A 3402-nucleotide genomic window follows, 5' to 3' on the forward strand; every position below is an offset into this window, starting at 1 on the left:
AGCTCTCGCGACATTGACCGCGTTTGAGTGTGCCGTAAACGAAGACCGAATCGATCGTTGGTTGGTTCTGCAGGGGAAGCATCTTGGGGGCTATCGCCGGAATGGAACGTGGTTTCCTTAGGTTGACGCCCGTCGGCTCGCGCCAAACGGCCGATCGTCGATTGACATCAGCCGGCTCGCGCCTGCGTCCGGGCCCCTCGTTGATGTTAATTCAGCGGTATTGAGCATCAGTGGGGATCGCAAGCTGGAAGCTCTAGTGGGCAACGCTGTGAAGCATTTATTTCCTGCGATTTGCGAGGTGTTAGCGGCAAGGCGCAAGCCCTCCGGTCCCTCATCGTTCACCAAACACCGGAGGGCTCGCGCCCTACCGCTAAAAAATGCTTCAAAGCGTTCTCTGGTGGGGTCGCAAGCTGGAAGCTTACGCCACTTGGTTTCGCATGGATTTGAACTCGGCTTGCCATCGGCTGATGGCGCTGTCGATTTGGGCGGTACCGAGTTCGGCGAAAAATTCGGACCAGTTTGCATCGCTGGTGAATCCCAGCCCGCCTGCCATCGCCAAATCCACGGTGTTCATCGAATCAGCGATGCCTTCTTTCAGCAAACAGTTGGCTTCAATCCACATCGGAATCGTCAACAACAGCAACACCTCTCCGTCGCTGAACTCGCGGCGGTCGGTGCGATAGGTTTCAATCAGCTCTTGTGCCGGGGCGGACAACTGCTCACTGCGCCTGCCGCGGTCGTAGTCAAACAATCCGCCACCGGATCCGCGTCCGAGTCGTTTGCGTTTGAGCAAAGCCGGGACCATGGGCGACGGATCGATCCGCTGCGGGAACGCGCTGGTGAACGCTTTACCGGCATGGTACATCGTGGGCGCCCCGATCCAGTCGATCAACTCCAGTGGGGACATCGGCATGCCGTAGGCCAACGCCGCTCGCTCGATCTGACGCTCGGTCGCACCACGGCACAGCAGCAACAATGCTTGGTTCAGATAGGGCGAAAGCATCCGGTTGACGATGAATCCGGGACCGTCCTGGCACCGTATCGCGCGCTTGCCCAGCCGCGCCGCGTGATCCACGACCGCTTGGATCGCATCGTCGTCGCTGCGTTTTCCCGTCACGACTTCGACCGCCGCCCGGGCATGGACGGGCATGAAAAAGTGCATCCCACAAACCCGGCCGGCCGAACGTAACCGCTGGCCGGCGATCTCGTCGATCAACAGGGTGGACGTGTTGCTGCAGAGCACCGCCAATTCCCCCAGGTCGTTTTGCAGCATATCAAACAAGTCTTGTTTCGCATCACAGCGTTCGACGATCGATTCGATCACGATCGGCGCATTCTTCGTATCACTCGAATTCGAGTCACCGACCGTGATCGCGTGCAGCGATCCGGCTGGCAGCGAAAACTCACGCGTCGCAAGTCCCGCTTCGTCAAAGGCAATCGCTGCGGCCCGGATCGCCTCAGCACTTTGGTCTGCCAGGCAGAACGCGACGTTGCGTACCGCATGGGCATCGGCGATCGCTCGTCCGACCACACCCGCTCCGATCAACAAAACGCGGGGCAAGTCGTGCGGCCACTGCGGGGAATCAGGTGTCATCCCAAACCTTGGTAAGTAGAGTTCACTAAGCGGCCGCCGGCTCGGCAAATGGATTGGGAACGACAACCGTCTGCTCACACGACTGCAGCTCGACACGCGGTTTGCGCCCGACAAACGCCGCCCACGCGGTAAACGTGCTCGGCGGCCCCATCATCCAGTCGGTTTCTGCCAACGCGTACATGTCCCGCAATGCGGTTCCGGGGCCGGGAGTGATGTTCAGTCGCGCAAAGTGCTGGGGGTTCAGTCGTTCGTGGCTGCAGACCAAAAACTGCACTGTGCAGCCGGGCAACTGGTCGCACACGCTGCGCATCCAGTTCGCATACAAACGGTCGTCGAAATAATATCGCCCGCCTTGGAATTCGGCATAGTCGCCGCGGCGAATGTGGACGCCGACGACAACGTCACTCGCACGACGCGCCTGTTGCATCGTCGAACCGATCGCGTTTTGATCGTCCGCGGAAACGGCAAAAAAATCGCGAATGTGCGACCAATGGTTCTGCAGCAGACGTGGGCTACGAAATAGCCAGCCCTGCAACAACAGCGTGCGGCCGGATTCAACGGCGCTACGAAATTGGTCGCCTTCCAAATCACACTCCTGGCCCGACCGCAATCGAATCACCTTGGCCGGATAGTCGCGCATCCCGACCGCGTTCATCGTTTTGGCCACCGCCTGAATGCTGTGCATCAACCCGAGGCGAACCGTTTGCGATGGAGCCCGGCCGGATCCGGTGTCGTTGGATCGTCCACTCAGGTGTGTTGCGTAGCGACACCAAAGATCGTCGCGTGTGCTGGGGAACAACGCCGCATACTCGGCAAAGCAGGGATTACGCAGTTCGACGCCATAATGCCGAGCCGCCGCAATCAAGTGCGCGTAAAGAAACAACCGGTTTCCGAGTTGGCCGTACCTTCGTGCGATAATCATCATGAGCGGCAGGCCATCCTCGAATCGGAACGAAACATCCAAGCAAAAGGCGAAAAAACGATCGTCTGGATCAGACGCCAGGGTGCCGGTGTGGAAACGGCAAGCCCGACCGCTGCGATGCTATCGCCGAGCCGAAAGGGTTCACAAGTCCGGTTCGAGGATTTTCCCCCCGTCGGGCAATCATCGGCAAACCGCAGGTGACTTTCGCGATCCTAGGCATGCACTTTGAAGATTGGGGCTGCGACTGGAAAACTGGTCTTGCCCTGTACAGCTAAATCTTGCGATACGCGGGCCACGTGCCGAAAGGCCGAACCACACATTTAACTCGCCATGCTTCGCCCACGGGAGACGATTCACTGCGATGAAGACTCGATCACTTGCCCTGCCCTGCGCACTCGTTGCAGCGATGATGCTCGCTTCGCTCACCGACGCGTCCGCCCAGGACTCTGCCACGGACCCACCATTACCCGGCAACCCGTTGACCCGGATGATGAGCGGGCTGAACCCGATGAATTGGCAGATGCCCAAGCTGAAAATGCCGACCATGTCCACGTTTCTGCCGTCCAAAGACGAAAAGGAGCGTGTGATCACCAAGAAAGACAGCTTGGTGGACGAGGTCTCCATGACCGCCAAAAAGAGCTGGCAACGCACCAAGAACACGCTCAATCCGATGCGATTAATCCCCGCCGGATTCCGTCAGGACAGCCAAACGGCGCCGGCACCGGCGGCAAAGCAACAGGGCGGCTTTTTCAGCAACCTGTTCTCTCCGTTTCCCAAATCCGAGGATGACGAAGTCAATCGCTCGGTCAACGAGTTTCTCAAGCAAGAGCACGTCCGCTAGAAGCACCAAAGTGGCGTAAGCTTCCAGCTTGCGTGGGGCCTGAGA

Annotated in this window: 3 protein-coding genes; 1 reads left to right on the forward strand and 2 read right to left on the reverse strand. The window is 59.0% G+C overall.

Annotation, left to right across the window (positions count from 1 at the left end):
* Nucleotides 1–418: 418 nt before the first annotated feature.
* Nucleotides 419–1594, reverse strand: a complete 1176-nt coding sequence (locus ABX749_RS26640) for a 3-hydroxyacyl-CoA dehydrogenase family protein (RefSeq protein WP_372898675.1) — start codon at nt 1592–1594, stop codon at nt 419–421.
* 25 nt (nt 1595–1619) lie between these two features.
* Entirely contained in the window at nt 1620–2519 is a 900-nt protein-coding gene (locus ABX749_RS26645) for a hypothetical protein (RefSeq protein WP_372898676.1), read from the reverse strand.
* 358 nt (nt 2520–2877) lie between these two features.
* Between ABX749_RS26645 and ABX749_RS26650 the strand changes: the two genes are divergently transcribed.
* Nucleotides 2878–3357 (forward strand): hypothetical protein, encoded by a 480-nt coding sequence (locus ABX749_RS26650; protein WP_372898677.1) that lies wholly within the window; start codon nt 2878–2880, stop codon nt 3355–3357.
* Nucleotides 3358–3402: the final 45 nt, after the last annotated feature.

This window comes from Stieleria sp., from assembly GCF_041595215.1.
Classification (GTDB): domain Bacteria; phylum Planctomycetota; class Planctomycetia; order Pirellulales; family Pirellulaceae; genus Stieleria; species Stieleria magnilauensis.

Coding starts and splice junctions, on each gene's coding strand:
- ABX749_RS26650 (WP_372898677.1), top strand. CDS start 2,878: ATGAAGACTCGATCACTTGCCCTGCCCTGCGCACTCGTTGCAGCGATG.
- ABX749_RS26640 (WP_372898675.1), bottom strand. CDS start 1,594: ATGACACCTGATTCCCCGCAGTGGCCGCACGACTTGCCCCGCGTTTTG.
- ABX749_RS26645 (WP_372898676.1), bottom strand. CDS start 2,519: ATGATGATTATCGCACGAAGGTACGGCCAACTCGGAAACCGGTTGTTT.